Genomic DNA, 16,330 nt, shown 5'->3' with positions numbered 1-16,330 from the left:
AATCGTTGTCGAGAAGATGCATCTCTGGCCCTTGGCCTTTGTAGGGGAAAATTCTAAAGTTGCATCGCAATAGAGAAGAAGAAATTTTCTCTTTGCGGGCATTGAACGAGACATATATAGAAAATAATTCTAGTCAACCCCGCAAGTTGGGGCAGCGAGTGTCGCATGCGATTCCTGCCAGTCTTTCTCGATCTGCAAACCGGACCGGTGCTGCTTGTTGGCGCCGGCGATCTGGCGCGGGCGAAATTGCGCCTGCTGGCCGCGGCGGGCGCGCGTGTCCGCTACTTCGCGACCGATGGCCAGCACGATGTGAGCGGGCTTGAGCCTGACGAGGCGGCGCGGATCGAACTGGCGCAGGGTGATCCGCTGACCTCGGATCTGAACGGCATCATCGCCATCCTGTGCGCGGGCGCCGGCGACATCGGGGTTGCGATGTCGGCGCGAGCCAAAGCGGTCGGCCTTCCCGTCAATGTGATGGACGACCTCGCCCATTCGACTTTCATCTTTCCCGCCATCGTCGATCGCGGCGACGTCGTCATTGCCGTAGGCACCGGCGGCACTTCGCCCGTGGTGGCGCGCCGCGTGCGCGAGCACATCGAAGCGGTGCTGCCGGCGCGAATCGGCGATCTCGCCACGTTCATCGGCCGCTGGCGCAAGACCATCAACGGTCGCATTCCCGAACTTGCGCTGCGCCGCCGCTTCTGGGAGCGCGTGTTCGATGGCCCGATCGGTGCGCTGGTGCTCGCCGGCCGCAAGGATGAGGCAGAAGCCGCGCTGAACGATATTCCCGACGCTTCCGCCTTTGCCGGCGCGCTCGAGTCGGGAAAGGCCGAGGGCAGGGTGACGCTGGTCGGCGCCGGCCCCGGCGATCCGGACCTTCTGACCATCAAGGCGCTGCGCGCGCTGCAGGACGCCGACGTGGTATTTTACGACGAGCTGGTCTCACCGGAGATTCTCGATCGGGTGCGTCGCGATGCGTCGCGCGTGCCGGTCGGCCGTCGCGTCGGCAAGCCCGGCATCGGCCAGGACGCCATCAACAGACTGTTGATCGAGTCCGCGACATCGGGCCAGCGCACGGTGCGCCTGAAGGGCGGCGATGGCTTCGTGTTCGGCCGTGGCGGCGAGGAAGTCGAAGCGCTGCGCGCGGCCGGCGTCGCCTATTCGGTGGTGCCGGGAATTACCGCAGGGCTCGGCGCCGCCGCGCAATTCGAAGTGCCGCTGACCTTCCGGCACGAGGCGCTGCGGATTACGTTTCTCACCGCGCACAAGGCCACGGATGCTGAAACCGTCGACTGGTCAACCTTGACCGACGAGAAGATGACGGTCGTCGTCTACATGGGAATGACCGCGGCGCCATCGGTCCGATCGGGCCTGCTGGCCGCCGGACGTTCGCCGCAAACCCCGGTCGGCGTGTTCGCGCGGGTCACGCGCCCGGATGCACAGGCCGCGGTCGGAATTTTGCAGGATCTGCCCGACCTGGTCGAGAAGATCGACGGCGGCCCCGCCATTCTCATCATCGGCGACGTCGTCGCGCATTCCGCGCCATGGCGCGAAGCCGATCCCAATCGAGTGCTCTCCAAACTGCTGGAAACCGCCGCATGACCTCTCCGCTGCAACAAAAGATCAAGATATCAGGACCGTCCGTCATCACCGCCAACCGTACCTGGGATGGCATCGTGATCTGGCGCACCGCCGCCAAGGGCTGGTCGGCCGAATTGTCGGACGCGGCGATCGTTCGCACCGCCGATGAGGCCCGGGCGCTGCTGGCCGAATCCGTCGCCGACGATGTCGGTGCGATCGGTGCCTATATCGCGCCGGTCGAGATCAGGGATTCCGGCAAGATCAAACCCGGCAATCTGCGCGAACACATCCGCTCGGCGGGGGTCACCATCGACCTCCCGGTCCCGGCGTAAGGCCATCAGCCATGTATGCATATGACGAACTCGATCGCACGCTGATCAACGAACGCGTTTCGGAATTTCGCGATCAGGTGAAGCGCCGGCTGTCCGGCGAACTCACCGAGGACGAATTCAAGATGCTGCGGCTGCAGAACGGCGTCTATCTGCAATTGCACGCCTACATGTTCCGGGTCGCGATCCCCTACGGCACGCTGTCGTCGGAGCAGTTGCGGCGCATGGCGCATGTCGCGCGCAAATACGATCGCGGCTACGGCCATTTCACCACGAGGCAGAACATCCAGTTCAACTGGATCAAGCTTGCCGAACTGCCGGATGCGCTGGCCGATCTTGCCGACGTCGGCATTCACGCCATGCAGACCTCGGGCAACAACACCCGCAACGTCACCTCGGACCAGTGGGCCGGCGTCGCGCCGGGCGAGATCGAGGATCCCCGCATCTGGTCCGAGCTGCTGCGGCAGTACACCACGCTGCATCCGGAATTCTCCTTCCTGCCGCGCAAGTTCAAATTCGCGATCACGGCCTCCGATCACGACCGCGCCGCGATCAAGGTGCACGATATTGGTCTGCGGCTTTACAGGAATGCGGCCGGCGAAACCGGCTTCGAGGTGCTGGTCGGCGGCGGCCTCGGCCGCACCCCCTTCATCGGCAAGACGATAAAGCCGTTCGTGCATGGCCACGATCTCCTGAGCTATGTCGAAGCCATCCTGCGCGTCTACAACCAGTACGGTCGCCGCGACAACATCTACAAGGCGCGCATCAAGATCCTGGTGCACGAACTCGGCATCGAGAAATTCGCCAGGGAGGTCGAGGAGGAATGGCTGCAGATGCGCGACAGCGCGCTTCAGATCGACGATTCCGTGATCGAGGACATCCGTTCGCGCTTCAGTTATCCGACCTACGAAAAGCTGCCGCACATGCCGGACGAGCTGAAGAAGGCGGCGCATGATCCGCATTTCGAAGCCTGGCGCAAGAATTCGACCTTCCCGCACAAGGTGCCGGGCTACGCGATCGCAGTGCTGTCGCTGAAGCCGGTGGGCGGTCCGCCCGGCGACGCCACCGCCGACCAGATGGATGCCATCGCCGATCTCGCGGACAGATATTCCTTCGGTGAGATCCGCGTCGGCCACGAGCAGAACCTCGCGCTGCCCCATGTCGCGAGGCGCGATCTGCCGGCGCTGTGGAAGGCGCTCGACAGGATCGGCGTCGCCACGCCGAACGTCAATCTGGTCTCCGACATCATCGCCTGCCCGGGGCTGGATTACTGTTCGCTCGCCAACGCCCGCTCGATCCCGATCGCGCAGGAATTGACCCGGCGCTTCGCCAATCACGACACCGCCAATCTGATTGGGCGGCTGCATATCAATATTTCGGGCTGTATCAATGCCTGCGGCCATCATCACGTCGGCCATATCGGTATTCTCGGCGTCGAGAAGAACGGCGAGGAATTCTATCAGATCACGATCGGCGGCCGCGCCGACGAGAAGGCCGAGGTCGGAACGCTGATCGGGCCCGCCGTGCCCTATGGCGATGTCGCCGATGTGATCGAGGATATCGTCGAAGCCTATCTTGCGCTGCGCGCGCGCCCCGACGAACTTTTCATCGATGCGGTGAAGCGGCTGGGCGTCGAACCTTTCAGGGAGCGGGTCTATGCCACTCGTTAAGGGCGGAAAAATCGCCGCCGACGCACTGGTCCATGTGGCCGACGATGCCGGGATTCCGGATGATGGCGGGATCCTGATTTCCGCCGCGCGTTTTCTCGCCGATGCGGAGGCCCTGTCGGGCCGGGCCGGCAAGACCGGCGTGATCTGGCCGAACAACCGCGATATCGACGATCTCGTGCCCTGGCTCGACCGGCTCGCCGTGGTCGCGCTGGTGTTCCCGAACTTCCGCGATGGCCGCGCCTACAGCCAGGCCCGCGTGTTGCGAGAGCGGCATGGCTATCGCGGTGAGTTGCGCGCCACCGGACAGGTGCTGCGCGACCAGTTCGTGTTCATGCTGCGCGCCGGCTTCGACGCCTTCCAGGTCAACAAGGAAAGCGACGCGGAAGCGTTTGCCGCCACGGTGAAGCGTTATTCGGTGTTCTACCAGCCGACCGGCGACGGCCGCATCACGGCGCTGCACCGGCGCATGCAGCTGCGCCATTCCGAGAGCGCCGGCCAATGAACGCGCGCGCAGATCAGGTGCAGCCGGCATTGAAAGCAGGCGGCTTGCCGCCGGCGCCGGAGCTTGATCTTGCGTTGCGCAACGCATCGCCCGCGGAAGTGATCGCCGCGGCCTTGCAAACAGTCGGTCGCGAACGCCTCGCCGTGGTGTCGTCGTTCGGGACCGAATCGGCGGCGCTGCTCAAGGTGATGGCCGACGTCGATCCGGCGATACCCGTGGTGTTTCTCGATACCGGCTGGCTGTTCGATGAGACGCTGGCCTATCGCGACACGCTGGTCGCGACGCTGGGGCTGCGCGACGTCCGTTCGATCAAGCCGCTGGAACAAGCGCTGTCGCGCGAGGATCCCGACCGCGAATTGTGGTTCTCCGATCCCGACGCCTGCTGCCGGATCCGCAAGGTGGAGCCGCTGGCCCGCGCACTGGCGCCGTTCTCGGCATGGATCAACGGACGCAAGCGTTTCCAGGGCGGGCTGCGCGCCGACATTGCCGTGGTCGAGGACGACGGCGTCAGGCTGAAGTTCAATCCGTTCGCCAATGTCTCGCGCGAGGGGATCGAGGCAATCTACCGGCTTGCCAGGCTGCCGCCGCATCCGCTCGCGGCATCGGGCTATCTCTCGGTCGGCTGCATGCCCTGCAGCAGCCGGACCTCGGCGGACGAGGATGCGCGTGCCGGCCGCTGGCGCGGTAGAGCCAAGACAGAATGCGGCATCCATACGGTCAAGACTTCATAGAACAATGACGCTGCGACGCCGCAAACATTGAAACGCGGTTTCGTTGACTTAAAGGCCATTCATCGCGAGTTATGTGCGCGTGCTTCTCGATGACAAAGCCGTCGTCGGTGCGAATGGAGATCGAGATGGTCCGTCGTGTTCTGCCGCTCGTCGCGGGACTGCTTTGGGCGGGTTCTGCGCTGGCCGCCGATGTGTCGCTGCTCAACGTGTCCTACGATCCGACGCGCGAGCTCTATGCGGAATTCAACAAGGCGTTTGCGCGTGCCTACCAGAAAGAAACCGGCAAGAGCATCGATATCAAGCAGTCGCATGGCGGCTCCGGTTCGCAGGCTCGCGCCGTGATCGACGGCCTGCAGGCCGACGTGGTCACGCTGGCGCTCGCCTACGATATCGATGCGATTGCGGCCAAGGGTTTCCTTCCTGCCGCCTGGCAGAAGCGCTTGCCGCAAAATGCGTCACCCTACACTTCGACGATCGTGTTCCTGGTGCGCAAAGGCAATCCCAAGGGCATCAAGGACTGGGACGATTTGATCAAGCCCGGGGTTGGCGTCATCACGCCGAACCCGAAGACTTCAGGCGGCGCACGCTGGAATTATCTGGCCGCCTGGGGCTACGCGCTGAAGAAAACCGGCTCGGCCGACAAGGCGAGGCAGTTCGTCGGCGACCTCTTCAGGAACGTGCCGGTGCTGGATACCGGCGCGCGCGGCTCGACCGTCACCTTCGTCGAGCGCGGCGTCGGCGACGTGCTGCTGGCCTGGGAGAACGAGGCGTTTCTGGCCCAGCGCGAATTCGGCAAGGACAAGTTCGAGATGGTGTCGCCGCCATTGTCGATCCTGGCGGAGCCGCCGATCTCCGTGGTCGACAGGGTCGCCGACAAGAAAGGCACCCGCGCCGCGGCCGAGGCCTACCTCAAATACTGGTATACCAAAGAAGGTCAGGAAATTGCAGCACGCAATTCCTATCGTCCGCGCGATGCCGAGATCGCGAAGGAATACGAGAAATCTTTCGCCAAGGTTGAATTGTTCACCATCGACGAATTGTTCGGTGGCTGGACCAGGGCGCAGAAGGAACACTTCGCCGAAGGCGGCATTTTCGACCAGATCTACAAGAACTGATCTGGCCGGGGGCAGGGGGCATTGTGAGCAACGGAGGCGCGGGACGACACAGCAGTCTGCCGGGGTTCGGTCTCACCATGGGACTGACGCTGACATGGCTCTCCGTCATCATTCTGATCCCGCTCGCGGGCCTGTTCCTCAAGAGCTTTGAGCTCAGCCTCGACCAGTTCTGGGGCATTCTCACCAGCCGTCGCACCTTGAGTGCGCTGAAGATTTCGTTCGGCCTCGCCTTCGCCGCCGCCATCGTCAATCTGGTGATGGGAATGATCATCGTCTGGGCGCTGGTGCGGTACCGTTTTCCGGGCCGCCGGCTGTTCGACGCCATCGTCGACATTCTCTTTGCGCTGCCAACCGCGGTGGCCGGCGTCGCCTTGACCTCGCTGTTCGCGCAAAAAGGCTGGCTCGGCGCACCGCTGGCCGAACTCGGCATCAAGGTGGCGTTCACGCCGCTTGGAATCTTCGTCGCGATGATCTTCATCGGCATTCCCTTCGTGGTGCGGACGGTGCAGCCGGTGCTGATCGACCTCGACGCCGAAATCGAGGAGGCTGCTGCCAGCCTCGGCGCCAACCGCTGGCATACCGTCTCCAAGGTGATCCTGCCCAGCCTCGTTCCGGCGCTGCTGACCGGGTTCGCGCTGGCCTTCGCGCGCGCGGTCGGCGAGTACGGCTCGGTGATCTTCATTGCCGGCAATCTGCCGAACGTCTCCGAAATCGCCCCGCTGCTGATCGTGATCCGGCTCTCGGAATTCCGCTATGCCGACGCCACCGCGATCGCCGTCGTCATGCTGGTGGCGTCGTTCCTGATCATCTTCGCGGTCAATCGTCTACAGCGCTGGGCGCAAACCCGCATCCCGGCGCATTGGAGGCTGATAAAATGAATCAGCCGCAAATTTTAATTACTTCGGCACGGGAAGATCTGCGGACCGAGCCCAGGATCATTCGCGTCGTCCTCATCGCGATGGCCGTGACCTTCCTCACCGTGTTCGTGGTGCTGCCGCTGGTCGTGGTATTCGCGCAAGCGTTCTCCAAGGGGGTTTTTGCCTACTTTTCAGCCCTGTCGGATCCGGAAGCGCTGTCCGCCATCAAACTGACGCTGATGGTGGCGGCGATTTCGGTCGGTCTCAATCTGGTGTTTGGCGTGATCGCGGCCTGGGCCATCGCGAAATTCGACTTTCGCGGCAAGACCTTCCTGATCTCGCTGATCGATCTGCCGTTCTCGGTGAGCCCCGTAATCTCGGGCCTGGTCTTCGTGCTGCTGTTCGGCGCGCAGGGCTTTTGGGGGCCGTGGCTGCAGGCCAATGACGTTCATATCCTGTTCGCGGTGCCGGGCATTGCGCTGGCCACCATTTTCGTGACCTTCCCGTTCGTTGCGCGGGCGCTGATACCGCTGATGCAGGAGCAGGGCACCCAGGAGGAAGAGGCCGCGATCTCGCTCGGCGCCTCGGGCCTGCAGACCTTCTTCCGCGTCACTTTGCCCAATATCAAATGGGGCGTGCTATACGGCGTGCTATTGTGCAATGCGCGGGCGATGGGCGAGTTCGGCGCGGTCTCGGTGGTGTCAGGGCATATTCGCGGCGAGACCAACACCATGCCGCTATTGGTCGAAATCCTCTATAACGAGTATCAATTCGTGGCGGCGTTCGCGATCGCTTCCCTGCTGGCCATGCTGGCGCTGATCACGCTGGTGGCGAAGACCATTCTCGAGCGGCATCTGGACGAAGGACAGCTACCTGGTGATTGAAGTCAAGAATATCGTGAAGAAATTCGGCGCGTTTGCCGCGCTCGACCATGTCGACCTGAAGGTCGCCAATGGCGAGCTGGTGGCGCTGCTCGGGCCGTCGGGCTCGGGCAAGACCACGCTGCTGCGGATCATCGCCGGGCTGGACTGGCCCGACGCCGGCGAGGTTTCGATCGACGGCGAGAACGCGCTGGCGCACGGCGCCAGCGAGCGTCACGTCGGATTCGTGTTCCAGCACTATGCCCTGTTCCGCCACATGACGGTGTTCGAGAATGTCGCGTTCGGCCTGCGGGTGCAGCCGCGCGCGGTTCGCAAGGACGAGGCCGCCATCCGCGCGCGGGTCAAGGAATTGCTGGATCTGGTGCAGCTCGACTGGCTTTCCAGCCGCTACCCGAGCCAGCTGTCCGGCGGCCAGCGTCAGCGCATTGCGCTCGCCCGGGCGCTCGCGATCGAGCCGCGCATCCTGCTGCTCGACGAGCCGTTCGGCGCGCTCGACGCCAAGGTGCGCAAGGAGCTGCGGCAATGGCTGCGCTCGCTGCATCACGAGATCAACGTGACCTCGATTTTCGTCACTCACGACCAGGAAGAAGCGCTGGAAGTCGCCAACCGGGTGGTGGTGATGGACAAGGGCCGCATCGTGCAGATCGGCACGCCCGGCGACGTCTACGACAATCCGGCGACCGCGTTCGTGCACAGCTTCATCGGCGAATCCATCGTGCTGCCGGTCGAGGTGCGCGACGGTTGCGTCGAACTCGGCGGCAAGCCGTTGAATATATCAGCGGATGGCGTCACCTCCGGGGCATCAAAACTGTTCGTCCGCCGCCACGACATGGCGGTTGGGCCGGCCGGCAGCGGCGCGTTCGAGGGCGCGGTGCGGCATGTCCGCACCTTCGGCCCGATCCAGCGCGCCGAAGTGGCACTCTCGGCGGGAGAGGGCACCACCGTGATCGAGATCGACGCGCCCCGGGACCGCGAGCTGCAGCCCGGCGATATCGTCAGCCTGCACCCCCGCCGCTACCGGATTTTTGCGGGGCAGGATTAGGCCCGTCATTCGGAAGCACAGTCGCGCAACCATCCCGGCCGTCATCCCCGCGAAGGCGGGGATCCAGTAATCACCGCCCTCAAACTTTGCCTTCCCGGCGTACTGGGTCACCCGCCTTCGCGGGTGACGACGGCGGAGTAAAAATCGTCCCCCTCGTTCACCATTCAGCCACGGTTCCTGTGCAACAACCGCAGCCATGGGGAACCTTCGAATCACGCGCGCGACGGTCGCGATAACAGGGCTGCTGGCGCTGGGCGGCTGTGCGGCGGACGCACCCGTGACCGAGCAACCCACCATGTATCTCAGCATGGCCAATGGCAGCGCCAGGCTCGATCCGCAGGCCGCGGCCTCGATGATCTCGCTCTACCGGCAGAACAACGGCCTCGGCGCCGTGGCGGTCGATCCCGACTTGATGAAGCTCGCCGAGCAGCAGTCGCAGGCGATGGCCGCCCGCAACAAGCTCGACCACGACGTCAAGGGACCACTGGCGAAACGCCTGAATGCGTCGGGCTATCCCGCGACGGTGGCGGTTGAAAACGTCTCCGCCGGCTATCACACCATGGCGGAAGCCTTTTCGGGCTGGCGCGACTCGCCGCCCCACAAGGCCAATATGCTGAAGAACGGTGTCACAAATTTAGGCATCGCGGCGACCTATGCTCCGAACACCAAATACAAGGTGTTCTGGACGCTCATTCTGGCATCATCGGAAAAGCGATAACCACGGCGTGATCCGCACCTGCGGCCTGGCTGATTGACGCCGTCGCCAACTGACGCCACGGTGCAATCGCTTTTCTGATGTTCGACCGAGGATCATGACGGACAATCCCCATCCCGCACCCGACCACACGCCCGCAAAGGCGCAGCGCGTGCTCGTCCTGCAGGGCGGCGGCGCGCTGGGATCCTATCAGGCCGGCGCCTATCAGGCGCTGTGCCACCATGATTTCGAGCCGGAATGGATTGCCGGCATCTCGATCGGCGCCATAAACGCCGCGATCATCGCCGGCAATCCGCGCGAAAAGCGGGTAGAGCGACTGAAGGAATTCTGGGAGATGGTTTCCTCGCCGGTGCCATGGAAACCCGTCACCACGAGCGATCGGGGCCGATCGCTGTTCAACGAGACCAGCGCCGCGTTGATCGCCACCTTCGGCGTTCCCGGTTTCTTCAGGCCGCGCGTCCCGCCGGCGCCGTTGTGGCCGCAGGGCAGCCCGCAGTCGCTGAGCTATTACGACACCGCGCCACTGAAGCAGACGCTGGAGCGGCTGGTCGATTTCGACCGCATCAACGACCTGAAAACCCGGCTCAGCATCGGCGCCGTCGGCGTGGCGTCCGGCAACTTCAAGTATTTCGACAATTACGAGATGAAGAAGCTCGGCAAGAAGATCGGACCGGAGCACATCATGGCATCCGGCGCCCTGCCGCCGGGCTTCCCGTCGGTCGAGATCGACGGCGAGCATTTCTGGGACGGCGGCATCGCCTCCAATACGCCGCTCGATTACGTGCTGGATGAGGAAACCGACCGCGATCTCCTGATCTTCCAGGTCGACCTGTTCAGCGCGCGTGGTGAGCTGCCGGTATCATTGCTCGAGGCGGCCGAGCGCGAGAAGGACATCCGCTTCTCCAGCCGCACCCGCATGAATACCGACAAGAACAAGCAGGTTCACAACACCCGCAAGGCGTTGCGCGAATTGATCGGCAAGTTGCCGGACTATCTCAGGAACGATCCGTCGGTCGAAATCCTGTGTGAAGCCACCAGGGAAAGCACCGTCACGGTGGTGCACCTGATCTACCGCAGCAAGAACTACGAATCGTCTTCGAAGGATTACGATTTTTCGCGCGTCGGGATGGTCGAGCATTGGGGCTCGGGCGAGCGCGACGTTCATTTGTCGATGCGCCACAGGGATATGCTGGAGCGGCCGCAATCCGGCGAAACCATGATGACTTACGATCTGGCGAGGGACGGTACCCTCAATGGCAACAAGGAGTGAATCGAATGGGTATTTTGACGGGCAAGACCGCTGTTGTGACCGGCTCGACCAGCGGCATCGGACTGGCATATGCGCGCGCCTTCGCCGGCGCCGGCGCCAATATCGTTCTCAACGGCATGGGTGCTGCCGCCGACATCGAGAAGGAACGCTCGGCCATCGAGACCGATTTCAAGGTCAAGGCGGTGCATTCGCCCGCCGACATGACCAAACCCACCGAGATCGCCGGCATGGTTGCGCTGGGCGAAAGCACCTTCGGTTCGGTCGACGTCCTCGTCAACAATGCCGGCATCCAGTTCGTGTCGCCGGTCGAGGACTTCCCGATCGAGAAGTGGGACGCCATCATTGCGATCAACCTGTCCTCGGCGTTTCACGGCATTCGCGCCGCGGTGCCCGGCATGAAGAAGCGCGGCTGGGGCCGCATCATCAACACCGCCTCGGCGCATTCGCTGGTCGCCTCGCCGTTCAAGTCGGCCTATGTGTCGGCCAAGCACGGCATCGCCGGCCTCACCAAGACCGTGGCGCTGGAGCTCGCCACCCACAAGATCACCTGCAACTGCATCAGCCCCGGCTACGTCTGGACGCCGCTGGTCGAGAAGCAGATTCCCGACACCATGAAGGCGCGCAACCTGACCAAGGAGCAGGTCATCCGCGACGTGCTGCTGGAGGCGCAGCCGACCAAGGAGTTCGTCACGTCAGAGCAGGTGGCGGCGCTGGCGCTGTTCCTCTGCGGCGACGACGCGGCGCAGATCACCGGCGCCAACCTGTCGATCGACGGCGGCTGGACCGCGGGGTAGGCGGGGGCGTCGCGTCCGACATTCATTCGTCATGGCCGGGCTTGTCCCGGCCATCCACGTCTTGCTTGTGGTAAGGAAGAAAGACGTGGATGCCCGGCACAAGGCCGGGCATGACGCGGAGAGGCTACTTCCTGTTCCCGAACGCCAGCACGTGGAGCCCGAGCCGCTTCCGCACGATCCAGAACAGCAGCACGGTCTCGAACGCCAGCGCGATCGAGGTCGCCGCTGCCGCGCCGTGGCCGCCGAATTTCGGCACCAGCAGGATGCAGAGCGCCAGGTTCGCCACGAATGCCAGCGCATAGGCCAGCGCGCAGATCATCTGGTGGCCGAGCATGTTGAGCAGCCGCTCGACCGGGCCGATCGCCGAACGCACCACGAGGCCGATGGCGGCGATGAACATGATGTCGTAGCCAACCACGAATTGCGGCCCGAACAGCCACAACAGCGGCTTGCCCAATGCCAGCAGCACGATGGTTGCGGCGAGCGACGGCCAGAACGTCCATTTGATCGCGTGGGCGACGTAGGCCGACAGCCGCGCTCTGTCGCCGAGCGCGTGATATTCGGCAAAGCGGTGCGCCGTCGTCGCCGACATCGCGTAGTGAATGAAGGACACCAACGCCAGCGTCTTCACCACGGCGAAATAGACGCCGACCTCTTCCGAGGAGCGGAACTGCTGCAGCACCAGCACGTCGGTGTAGGACAACAACAAATAAAAGCTCTCCACCAGCAGGATCGGCAGCGAGACCGCGAGCCAGCCGCGGAAATCGTAGGCCTTGGGGCCGGGATCGACATGGCCGCCGAGCCGGCGGTTCAGCACGAACATCTGCCCGATCATGGCGATCCACACCGCGGCGGCGCTGGCCAGCATCGCGGCGGTGGCGCCGAGCTTGAAGCCGAGCGCGAAGGCGCCCGCCGTAAACCCGATGATCAGCGATTGCCGCACGATGAATTGCGGCATCAGGCCGAGCCGCATCCAGTCATGCGAGCGGGCGATGCCGTCCTGGGTATTGGCGACCACGAAGGCCGGCAGCGTGATGCAGCCGATGTACAGCGGCACCACCGAATTGGGATCGAGCCACGGCGACAGCATTCTTACAATACCCGCCAGCAATGCCGAGACGAGGGCGGACACGGCAAACGTCATCCAGCGGCTGCCGGAGAGGAAGCCGCGCAGCAAAGCGGCGTCGCCGCTGGCGCGATATTCCGGGATGATTTTCTGCGCCGACGCCGAAATGCCGAAATCCATCATGCTGCCGAGCAGCAGCACCCAGGTCCAGACATAGACGTAGACGCCGTAATCCGAGCCGCCCATCCAGCGCGCCAGCAGGATCTGCGACAGATATGCCATCGCCGCGCTGACGACGCGAATGATGAACACCGTGCCGGCGAGGCGCCTGGTGACGGAGGCCTCGCTGGTGCCGCCGAGCAGACGGCCGAGCATCGACCGCAGCCGCGCGATCGGGCCTGCGGGCAAGGCGGGTGCGGAATCAGTGTCCATCACGGCCACAGCGGAAATCCCTGAAGCCGCGCAAGGCGCGGCGATGTCAGGACCTATCAACTATTCGTTAAGAATCAGTGGCTTCCTCGTCGTCCCTGCGAACGCAGGGACCCATAACCACAGGGGTTTATTGGTTGGGAAGGTGTTGAACACCTGAGGCCAAACGGATCCGCCGCAGCGCATGGGTCCCGCGTTCGCGGGGACGACACGGGTCAGTTCAAATTGACATTGAACTCATAGGCTTTGTCGCCGCCGACCAGCGTGAACTTCAGCGCGGCGCCTTCCGGCTTGGCGTCGGGCGGCAGGCCGTCGAGTTCGAAGCCGAAACGCTTGACCCCGGGGTACCCGCCCTCGATCAGCTTCGGAACCGGCAGCGCCCAGTCCGGCGTCGGTCCTTCGACAAACAGGCTGACCTCGCGCGCGTCGGGCACGGCCACATCGACCAGCACGTTCGCCTTTCCGTCGCGCCTGACGTCGCGGATGGTCAGCGGATTGGGATCGCCGATAGTGGCGGGCTTCGGCACGGTGTCGAGGGCGGCGGACAGCGCGCTGTCCTCGGTGCTGGCCACGCTGGTGAAGGCGAGCTCGGCCCTGGCTTCGACGGGAATGCAGAGCTTTTCGCAGACCGCGTAACTGATATCGGCGCGCAGCGTTACCGGCTTGTCGGCATTTTTGGCGACGATCCGCAACGGCAGCACCACCTGGCTCTTGTAGCCCAGGGATTGACCGCCGGCGCCGTCATCGAACTTCATCGGGGCCGGCCACAGCACCGTGACGGCTTCGACATTGTCCGATTTCGAGAAATCGAAGCGCGGCGGTACCCCGGAATCGCCGGGCGTCCGCCAGTAGGTTTTCCAGCCTGGCTGCAGCTGAAACGCGATGCCGCCGAGCAGCACCGCGCCGCTGCGCGAACCCGCCAGCAACCGCACCGCGGAGTGGCCGTCCCGCTGCCATGGCGACGAATCCCCGGCATGGACCTCGATCGCCAGGGATGACGCAACTACGGCAACGGCCAGGCGGAGTGCGGCCGGCAGGGGAACTATGACGGTCATGAGACCGTCTTTACAGGCTGCCGGGGCGGTAAACCATTGAATTGCTTGTGATGCGGGACGAAATACGGCGCGATGCTTGATTGACAGATCGGCCACCCAATATCAGGATGGACATCAACACGAGAGTCCTTTGCGGATGGACCCTGAAGGCAAAAGAACGAGGACTGCTCGCCGTCAAGCTGCCGCCGGCGCTGGCGACAATTTGTCCAATCAGGGCTATCTCGACGGTCAGTTGCTGATCGCAATGCCGGTGATGGGCGACCCCCGCTTCGAGCGGTCGGTGATCTATCTCTGCGCGCATTCGTCCGAAGGCGCCATGGGCATCATCGTCAACCGCCCGGCCGGCAGCATCGACTTCCCGGAATTGCTGGTGCAGCTCGACATCATCAAGAAGGCCGATCAGATCAAGCTGCCCGAAAATGCCGAGAGCATGAAGGTGCTGAAAGGCGGCCCGGTCGAGACCGGCCGGGGCTTCGTGCTGCATTCCAGCGATTTCTTCATCAAGGATGCGACGCTGCAGATCGATGAGGGTATTTGCCTGACCGCGACCGTCGACATTCTCAAGGCGATCGCCAGGGGTGCCGGCCCGAAGCACGCGATCCTCGCGCTCGGCTATGCCGGCTGGGCGCCGGGACAGCTGGAAACCGAAATTCAGGACAATGGCTGGCTGCATTGCGACGCCGATCCGGACCTGATCTTCGGCCGCGACGTCGAGGAAAAATACCTGCGCGCGCTGCGCAAGATCGGCATCGATCCCGGCATGCTGTCGAACGAAGCCGGGCATGCTTAGGCGATTTTACGCCGAAGTCTGACATGCCACAGCTGTCGTCCCTGCGAACGCAGGGACCCATACTCCCGGTACACTATCGTGAGCACGATGGTGATCCATCGTGTTTTATCGACGGTCTCGTTCCACAAGAGATGGCACGGCGTATGGGTCCCTGCGTTCGCAGGGACGACGAGGCAACTACTCCGCCGCCTGCTGCGTCACCGTGGGCTCGGTGCCGGCTACCGTGGCGCGGCGCATGTCGCGGGGCTGCGACTGGTCGTAGCGGCGGACGCGGTGCATGGTCTGGCGGTTGTCCCACATCACGAGATCATGCAGCGTCCATTTGTGGACGTGGACGAATTCGCGCTGCGTGGCGTGCTCGGTGAGGTCGCGCAGCAATAGCCGCGCTTCCGGCACCGTCATGCCCTTGATGGCGCCGGCATGCGACGACAGATACAGCGACTTGCGGCCGTGCACCGGATGGGTGCGCACCAGCCGCTGCAGCACCGGCTTGAACAGTTCTTTCTCTTCATCGGTGTAATCGAGGAAGCCGAGCGAGCCGCGCGAATACATCAGCGAGTGCTCGCAGATCATGTCCTCGATCTCGGCCTTGGTGTCGTCGTCGAGCGCGTCATAGGCCGCGCGCATGTCGGCGAATTCGGTGTTGCCGCCCTTCGGGTTGACCACCCGCGCCGAAAGCAGCGAAAATTTCGCCGGAATCGGGCGGAACGAGCTGTCGGAATGCCACAGGCTGTTGCCGAGATTGAACAGATGGGTGCGGTGATCCTTCGGCAGCGGTTTGCCGTCCTTGCCGAGGTTGGAGACGTCGTTCAGTCCGGAGGTCAGCCGATAATCTTCCTTCCTGGTGACGGTGCCGCCGCGCGCGTTCTCGCGCTCGCCGAAATTCAGCGCGAACGCCAGCTGTTGCTCGTCCGTGATGTCCTGGTTGCGGAACAGCAGCACGGCATATTTGTCCATGCCGGCCTCGATCTCCCGGGCCTCCTGCGGCGTCAGCGGCTTGCGCAGATCGACGCCCGAAACCTCGCCGAAAAAATGCGGGTGAATCTGCCGGATCGTGATGGCCATGGCACGTTTCTCCTGATCGGGGCGAGCGGTTATTCCGCCCTGTTTGGGCAAAAAGCTACTCCCGGACCGGACGATGTCAACGTTATCGAGCGCATGCCCGCCCTCAGGCGTTGCGGGCCATCAGGCCGCCGTCCACCGGGATCACGGCGCCGGTCAGGAACGACGCCGCCGGCAGGCACAGGCTCAGCGTCATGTGCGCGACTTCTTCGGGATCGCCGTAGCGGCCGAGCGCGGTGCGGCGCTTGGCGTAGATGGTCTTGTGCTCCTCCGATATCCGCTCCGTGATCGCGGTCCTGTTCGGGCCGGGACAGATGCAGTTCACGGTGATGCCGTCGCGGCCGAGTTCCACCGCGAGCGATCGGGTCAGGCCGGCAACGCCGGCCTTCGCCGCCGAATACGGACTGTGCAAGGCGGTGGCGCCGAGCGCCTCGGTGGAGG

General features: G+C 63.8%; 17 protein-coding genes. 13 read left to right on the top strand and 4 right to left on the bottom strand.

Going from position 1 to position 16,330, the window contains the following annotated elements:
• Positions 1–165 precede the first annotated feature (165 nt).
• The 12 genes from cysG to Q7U29_RS12485 all read left to right on the top strand — a co-directional run bounded on the left by cysG (position 166) and on the right by Q7U29_RS12485 (position 11,487).
• The gene (cysG, locus tag Q7U29_RS12540) at positions 166–1,602 is read left to right on the top strand and encodes a siroheme synthase CysG (RefSeq protein ID WP_304741831.1); all 1,437 of its coding nucleotides are present in this window, start codon (positions 166–168) and stop codon (positions 1,600–1,602) included.
• Entirely contained in the window at positions 1,599–1,913 is a 315-nt protein-coding gene (locus Q7U29_RS12535; RefSeq protein WP_304741829.1) for a DUF2849 domain-containing protein, read from the top strand. Before cysG ends, Q7U29_RS12535 begins: the two co-directional genes overlap by 4 nt.
• Positions 1,914–1,924: 11 nt before the next feature.
• Positions 1,925–3,580 (top strand): nitrite/sulfite reductase, encoded by a 1,656-nt coding sequence (locus Q7U29_RS12530; RefSeq protein WP_304741827.1) that lies wholly within the window; start codon positions 1,925–1,927, stop codon positions 3,578–3,580.
• Entirely contained in the window at positions 3,567–4,082 is a 516-nt protein-coding gene (locus Q7U29_RS12525; RefSeq protein WP_304741825.1) for a DUF934 domain-containing protein, read from the top strand. Before Q7U29_RS12530 ends, Q7U29_RS12525 begins: the two co-directional genes overlap by 14 nt.
• Positions 4,079–4,813, top strand: a complete 735-nt coding sequence (locus Q7U29_RS12520; RefSeq protein ID WP_304741823.1) for a phosphoadenylyl-sulfate reductase — start codon at positions 4,079–4,081, stop codon at positions 4,811–4,813. The genes Q7U29_RS12525 and Q7U29_RS12520 overlap by 4 nt, the downstream gene beginning before the upstream one ends.
• Before the next feature lie 125 nt (positions 4,814–4,938).
• Positions 4,939–5,928, top strand: coding sequence for a sulfate ABC transporter substrate-binding protein (locus tag Q7U29_RS12515; protein ID WP_304741822.1), 990 nt, complete (start codon positions 4,939–4,941; stop codon positions 5,926–5,928).
• 77 nt (positions 5,929–6,005) lie between these two features.
• Positions 6,006–6,806, top strand: coding sequence for a sulfate ABC transporter permease subunit CysT (cysT, locus tag Q7U29_RS12510; RefSeq protein WP_370691747.1), 801 nt, complete (start codon positions 6,006–6,008; stop codon positions 6,804–6,806).
• Positions 6,803–7,669 (top strand): sulfate ABC transporter permease subunit CysW, encoded by an 867-nt coding sequence (gene cysW, locus Q7U29_RS12505; RefSeq protein WP_304741820.1) that lies wholly within the window; start codon positions 6,803–6,805, stop codon positions 7,667–7,669. Before cysT ends, cysW begins: the two co-directional genes overlap by 4 nt.
• On the top strand, positions 7,659–8,708 hold the full coding sequence (locus tag Q7U29_RS12500) for a sulfate/molybdate ABC transporter ATP-binding protein (protein WP_304741902.1): 1,050 nt from the start codon (positions 7,659–7,661) through the stop codon (positions 8,706–8,708). The genes cysW and Q7U29_RS12500 overlap by 11 nt, the downstream gene beginning before the upstream one ends.
• Positions 8,709–8,904: 196 nt before the next feature.
• Complete coding sequence (locus tag Q7U29_RS12495) at positions 8,905–9,426, top strand: CAP domain-containing protein (RefSeq protein ID WP_370691743.1); 522 nt, start codon at positions 8,905–8,907, stop codon at positions 9,424–9,426.
• Between the two features lie 94 nt (positions 9,427–9,520).
• A complete protein-coding gene (locus tag Q7U29_RS12490; protein ID WP_304741818.1) occupies positions 9,521–10,693 on the top strand; it encodes a DUF3734 domain-containing protein in 1,173 nt (390 codons plus the stop codon).
• A 5-nt stretch (positions 10,694–10,698) separates the two neighbouring features.
• Entirely contained in the window at positions 10,699–11,487 is a 789-nt protein-coding gene (locus Q7U29_RS12485) for a 3-hydroxybutyrate dehydrogenase (RefSeq protein ID WP_304741816.1), read from the top strand.
• Positions 11,488–11,611: 124 nt separating this feature from the next.
• Here the strand turns inward: Q7U29_RS12485 and Q7U29_RS12480 are convergent, their stop codons facing one another.
• Together Q7U29_RS12480 and Q7U29_RS12475 are read right to left on the bottom strand one after the other, a co-directional pair.
• Positions 11,612–12,985: a lipopolysaccharide biosynthesis protein gene (locus Q7U29_RS12480; RefSeq protein WP_304741814.1), complete on the bottom strand. Its 1,374-nt coding sequence runs from the start codon at positions 12,983–12,985 to the stop codon at positions 11,612–11,614.
• Between the two features lie 212 nt (positions 12,986–13,197).
• The gene (locus Q7U29_RS12475) at positions 13,198–14,037 is read right to left on the bottom strand and encodes a protein-disulfide reductase DsbD domain-containing protein (RefSeq protein ID WP_304741812.1); all 840 of its coding nucleotides are present in this window, start codon (positions 14,035–14,037) and stop codon (positions 13,198–13,200) included.
• Positions 14,038–14,173: 136 nt separating this feature from the next.
• On the opposite strand from Q7U29_RS12475, the gene Q7U29_RS12470 reads away from it, so the two are divergent.
• The gene (locus Q7U29_RS12470; protein WP_304741811.1) at positions 14,174–14,827 is read left to right on the top strand and encodes a YqgE/AlgH family protein; all 654 of its coding nucleotides are present in this window, start codon (positions 14,174–14,176) and stop codon (positions 14,825–14,827) included.
• Positions 14,828–15,004: 177 nt separating this feature from the next.
• Here Q7U29_RS12470 and Q7U29_RS12465 read toward each other — a convergent pair whose 3' ends face one another.
• Positions 15,005–15,892 (bottom strand): TauD/TfdA family dioxygenase, encoded by an 888-nt coding sequence (locus Q7U29_RS12465; RefSeq protein WP_304741809.1) that lies wholly within the window; start codon positions 15,890–15,892, stop codon positions 15,005–15,007.
• 103 nt (positions 15,893–15,995) lie between these two features.
• Positions 15,996–16,330: SDR family NAD(P)-dependent oxidoreductase (locus tag Q7U29_RS12460; protein ID WP_304741808.1), on the bottom strand; the 335-nt coding region annotated here is incomplete at its 5' end.

Source organism: Bradyrhizobium sp., assembly GCF_030654605.1.
In the GTDB taxonomy this organism is placed as follows: domain Bacteria; phylum Pseudomonadota; class Alphaproteobacteria; order Rhizobiales; family Xanthobacteraceae; genus Bradyrhizobium.
The sequence above is the reverse complement of the archived record's forward strand: the minus strand, read 5'-3'. Positions and strand labels throughout refer to the sequence as shown.